Origin of the sequence: Micromonospora sp. BL1 (genome assembly GCF_003667485.1) — a bacterium.
In the GTDB taxonomy this organism is placed as follows: Bacteria; Actinomycetota; Actinomycetes; order Mycobacteriales; family Micromonosporaceae; genus Micromonospora; species Micromonospora tulbaghiae.
This window is the reverse complement of sequence record NZ_RCVK01000177.1, coordinates 1-5,151: the sequence shown is the minus strand read 5'-3', so window position 1 is coordinate 5,151 and position 5,151 is coordinate 1. Positions and strand designations below refer to the sequence as shown.

The window sequence follows — 5,151 nt, the reverse complement described above, 5'->3', positions numbered from 1 at the left end:
CCCCCAACCACCTGGAGTCCCCCATGCGTGACGTGGTCGAGATCGGGCTGGGCAAGACCGCGCAGCGCGGCTACCACCTGGACGACATCGCCATCGTGCCGAGCCGCCGCACCCGGGACGTCGACGACGTCTCCACCGCGTGGCAGCTCGACGCGTACCAGTTCGGCATCCCGTGCGTCGCGCACCCCTCGGACGCGACCATGAGCCCCGCCTCGGCGGTCCGGCTCGGCCAGCTCGGCGGCCTCGGCGTGCTCAACGTCGAGGGCCTCTGGACCCGGTACGAGAACCCGGTCAAGATCCTGGAGGAGCTGGCCGGTCTCGGCGAGGACGCGCGGGCGACCAAGCGCCTCCAGGAGGTCTACGCCGAGCCGATCCGGCCCGACCTGATCGCCGAGCGGGTCCGCGAGCTGCGCGAGGGCGGCGGCACGGTGGCGGTGCGGGTCTCCCCGCAGCACACCCTGGCGCTGGCTCCGGTGATCCTCGACGCCGGCGTGGACATCCTGGTCATCCAGGGCACGCTCGTCTCGGCCGAGCACGTCTCCACCACCGACGAGCCGCTGAACCTCAAGGAGTTCATCGCCGACCTGGACCTGCCGGTCGTCGTCGGCGGCTGCACCGACTACAAGACCGCGCTGCACCTGATGCGTACCGGCGCGGCCGGCGTGATCGTGGGCATCGGCGGCGACGACTGGTCGACCACCGAGTCGGTGCTCGGCATCCGGGTGCCGATGGCCACCGCCATCGCCGACGCCGCCGCGGCCCGCCGCGACTACCTGGACGAGACCGGCGGCCGGTACGTGCACCTGATCGCCGACGGCGACATGCAGACCTCCGGCGACATCGCCAAGGCGCTCGGCTGCGGCGCGGACGCGGTGATGCTCGGCGAGCCGCTGTCGCTCTGCGAGGAGGCCCCGGCCGGTGGCGCCTGGTGGCACTCGGCGGCCAGCCACCCGTCGCTGCCCCGGGGCGCGTTCGAGGTGGCCGGCGAGCCGCTCGGCTCGATGGAGAAGCTGCTGTTCGGCCCGGCCGACGAGCCGGACGGCCAGCTCAACCTCTTCGGCGGCCTGCGCCGCGCGATGGCCAAGTGCGGCTACCGCGACCTCAAGGAGTTCCAGAAGGTCGGACTGGTCCTCGACCGCTGAGCACCGCTGAGCACCGCTGAGCACCGGCTGAGCACCGCGCAACGGCGCGGGCGGCGGCCCGGACGTGTTCCGGCCCCGCCCGCGCCGTCGCGCGTCTAGGCTCGCCGGGTGAGACGGGGGCGGGTCTGGGCGGCAGGGCTGGTGGCGGCGCTCGCGCTGAGCGGATGCACCGGCGGCGACGAGAGCGGGTTCCGGCCGGGCGCGGCGGACGCCGGTGACCCGTACGTGCCGGGAGCCGGCAACGGCGGCTACGACGTGGGCCACTACGCGCTGGACGTGCGCTACGACCCGGCGAGCGACCGGCTCACCGGCACCGCAAAGCTGACCGTCACCGCCACCCGCGCGCTGTCCCGGTTCCAGCTCGACCTGGCCGGGCTGGACGTCGAGCGGGTGCGGGTGGACGGCGCGGCGGCGAAGCACCGCCACGACGGCGCCGAGCTGATCGTCACCCCGGCGGGCGGGCTGCCGTCCGGGCGGCGGTTCACCGTCGAGGTCGCGTACGGCGGGGTGCCGCAGCCGCTGCCGAACGCCGAACTGGGCGACGGCGGTTTCCACGCCACTGCGGACGGCGCGATAGCGCTCGGTCAGCCCGAGTCGGCGAGCACCTGGTACCCGGTCAACGACCACCCGTCGGACAAGGCCACCTACGACCTCGCGGTCACCGTGCCGGACGGGCTCGCCGCGCTGTCCAACGGCGCGCCGGAGGGCCGGACGTCCAGCGGCGGCTGGACCACCTGGCGCTGGTCCGAGCGCGCACCGATGGCCAGCTACCTGAGCACGCTGGTGATCGGCGACTACCGGGTCAGCAGCGGCACCCACGCCGGCAAGCCCATCGTCACCGCCGTCGCCGCGGCGCTGCCCGCGGACGGGCCGGCCGCCGCGTCGGTGGCCCGCACCGGCGAGGTCGCCGACTTCCTGGCCGGGCACTTCGGGCCGTACCCGTTCGAGGCGTACGGCGGCGTGGTGGTCGCCGACGAACGCATCCGGTACGCGCTGGAGACGCAGAGCCGTCCGGTCTACGGGCCGGCGTTCTTCCGCGACGGCCGGCCGAACACCGAGGTGGTCGCGCACGAGCTGGCGCACCAGTGGTTCGGCGACAGCGTCTCGGTGGCCCGGTGGAGCGACATCTGGCTCAACGAGGGCTTCGCCACGTACGCCGAATGGCTCTGGGCCGAGCACGACGGCGGACGCACGGTGGCGCAGACCGTTGCGCAACGGTACGCGGACACCGACTGGTCGAAGCCCACAGTCGACCCGGGCCGGGCCGGGATGTTCGGTGACGCGGTCTACCAGCGGGGCGCGCTCGCGGTGCACGCGCTGCGCCGCGCGGTGGGCGACGAGACGTTCCACCGCGTGCTGCGCGGCTGGCTGGCGCAGCACCGCGACGGCAACGTCACCACCGCCGATTTCGTCGGGTACGCCGAACGCACGTCGGGGCGGCCGCTGCGGGCGCTGCTGGACGCCTGGCTGGTCGGCGGCACGCCGCCGGGACTGCCGTGACGCACGCGTGACCGCCGCTGGGTAGGCTGCCGCGTCGGAGCGGCCCGTGGGCGGGGGCCGCCGAACGGCCCCGGGAGGGATCGAAGCGATGACGCGGCGCGGCGCACGACGACGGATCGGGTTGCTGACCTGCGGCACGCTGCTGGTGGCCGGCTGCGGTTCGGCCGAGCCGGACCCGGGTCCGTCGACCCCGGCCGGCCCGGCGCCGGCGACCTCGCGCAGCTTCGCACCGGGCGCGGCCGGCGCCGGCGATCCGTACTTCCCGCGCTACGGCAACGGCGGGTACGACGTCGCGCACTACACGGTCAAGGTGCGCTACGACCCGGAGACCGACAAGCTCAGCGGCACCACCACGCTGCGGGCCACCGCGACCGCCGACCTGTCCGCGTTCAACCTGGACCTGGCCGGGCTGACCGTCCGGTCGGTCACAGTGGACGGCGCCGCCGCCCGGCACAGCCGCACCGACGACGAGCTGGTGATCACCCCGGCCATCGGGCTGACCTCCGGCAACGGCTTCACCGCCGAGATCCGGTACGACGGCCGGCCGGAGCCGCTGCGGAACGAGGCGCTGGGCGAGGGCGGCTGGCTGCACACGACCGACGGGGCGATCGCGCTCGGTCAGCCGGAGTCGGCGAGCACCTGGTTCCCGGTCAACGACCACCCGTCGGACAAGGCCACCTACGACATGGAGATCACCGTCCCCAAGGGGCTGACGGCGGTCTCCAACGGTGTGCCGAAGGGTAGGTCGACGAGCGGCGCCTGGACCACCTGGAAGTGGTCGGAGACCGCGCCGACGGCCAGTTACCTGACCACCGTGGCGATCGGAAAGTTCCGGGTCACCACCGGGGAGCACAAGGGACGGCCGGTCTACAGCGCGGTCACCACCCAGGTGGCGCAGGGCGCGCCGGACCGGTCCCTCGCGCGCACGGTCGAGGTCGCCGACTACCTGGAGAGCGTCTTCGGGCCGTACCCGTTCGACGCGTACGGCGGCGTGGTGATCGCCGACGACCGGATCCGGTACGCGCTGGAGACGCAGAGCCGCCCGGTCTACTCGGCGAGCTTCTTCCAGCAGGGCGACAACACCGGCGTGGTCGCGCACGAACTGGCCCACCAGTGGTACGGCAACAGCGTGTCGATCCAGCGCTGGCAGGACATCTGGCTCAACGAAGGGCTGGCCACGTACGCCGAGTGGCTGTGGGCGGAGCACAGCGGCTCGACCACGGTGCAGCGCACGTTCGAGCAGAAGTACGCGAACGCCGGCGGGCAGGTGTGGCGTACGCCGCCGGGCAAGCCGGGTGTGGCGAACCTGTTCAGCCGCTCGGTCTACGACCGGGGCGGGATGACTGTGCACGCGCTGCGCGTGGCGGTGGGCGACACCGCGTTCTTCACCATCCTGCGCACCTGGGCCGCGGAGCGGAAGAACGGCAACGCCACCACCGCCGACTTCGTGGCGCTGGCCGAGCGGATCACCGGCAAGAAGCTGGCGAAGGTCTTCGACCCGTGGCTGTACGGCACCGAGCGCCCGCCCGCCCCGAAGCCGCTGTAGGCGTCAGTTCTTGACGCGCAGCGACGGGTGGGCGGCCAGGAACGCGTCGGCCCGCCCGCCGCGCAGCGCGGTGAGGAAGTCGCGGCCGAGCGGCTTGAGCTGCTCACCCCGGTACGCGCCGCCGCTGCTCACCCCGGCGCCGGGCAGCACGACGAGCGTGAGCCGGTCGGCCGGCAGGCCACCCAGGACGTACGCGAAGTCGATGAGCTTCCGGCCGCCACCGGCGTACACCAGGGTCTTGCCCAGCGCGGCCACCACCTGTTCGACCCGCTGCGGGTCGCGGGCGGTGCCCTGGTCGACGATCTTGCGGGCCAGCGCCCGGAGCAGTTGCTGCTGGTGCCGCTGCCGGGTGTAGTCGCCGCCCGCGGTGTAGCGCTGCCGCGCGTAGTCGAGCGCCTGCCAGCCGGTCAGGTGCCGGGTGCCCTTCTGGTAGACCATCTGCGGCCCGGTGTAGCCGCCGCCGGTCAGCGTCCGCATGGTGCCGTCCGGGCGGCGGTGCCGGGACTCGACCCGCTGGTCGACGTAGAGGTCCACCCCGCCGAGCGTGTCCACCAGCTTGTCGAAGCCCCCGAACGTGATCACCGCCCCGGCGTCGATGCGCAGCCCGGTGTAGCGGGAGACGGTGGTGCGCAGCAGTTCGTACCCCTGGGCGGTGCTGGGGTTGCGCTTGTCGCCCGGCACCCGGCTGCCGTAGCTCATCGCGTGGGTGAGCTTGGTCCGCCCGCCCGGGTAACGGGCCTTCGGGTAGGCGGGGATGTCCACGACCAGGTCGCGGGGGAGCGAGAACAGGTACGCCCGGTCCAGCCCGGCCGGTACGTGCAGCAGCAGCACGGCGTCGGCGTGCGGCTCCCAGCCGGGGATGCTGACCCGGGTGTCGACGCCGACGAGCAGCAGGTTGAGCGGGCCCTTCAGGTCGGCACCGGGCGGCGGCGTCGGGCTGGCGGTGGTCGGGGCGGGCGTGGG

General features: G+C 73.7%; 4 protein-coding genes. 3 read left to right on the top strand and 1 reads right to left on the bottom strand.

What is annotated here, in order from left to right:
• Positions 1-23: 23 nt before the first annotated feature.
• The 3 genes from EAD96_RS07370 to EAD96_RS07360 all read left to right on the top strand — a co-directional run bounded on the left by EAD96_RS07370 (position 24) and on the right by EAD96_RS07360 (position 4,188).
• Complete coding sequence (locus EAD96_RS07370) at positions 24-1,142, top strand: GuaB3 family IMP dehydrogenase-related protein (protein ID WP_121683703.1); 1,119 nt, start codon at positions 24-26, stop codon at positions 1,140-1,142.
• Positions 1,143-1,250: 108 nt separating this feature from the next.
• Positions 1,251-2,642 carry a M1 family metallopeptidase gene (locus tag EAD96_RS07365; RefSeq protein ID WP_121683702.1) on the top strand — a complete coding sequence of 464 codons (1,392 nt, stop codon included), beginning with the start codon at positions 1,251-1,253 and terminating at the stop codon, positions 2,640-2,642.
• A gap of 88 nt (positions 2,643-2,730) precedes the next feature.
• Positions 2,731-4,188, top strand: a complete 1,458-nt coding sequence (locus tag EAD96_RS07360) for a M1 family metallopeptidase (protein WP_121683701.1) — start codon at positions 2,731-2,733, stop codon at positions 4,186-4,188.
• Between the two features lie 3 nt (positions 4,189-4,191).
• On the opposite strand, the gene EAD96_RS07355 is transcribed toward EAD96_RS07360, so the two are convergent.
• On the bottom strand, positions 4,192-5,151 hold a 960-nt coding region (locus EAD96_RS07355; protein WP_147457849.1), incomplete at its 5' end, for an LCP family protein.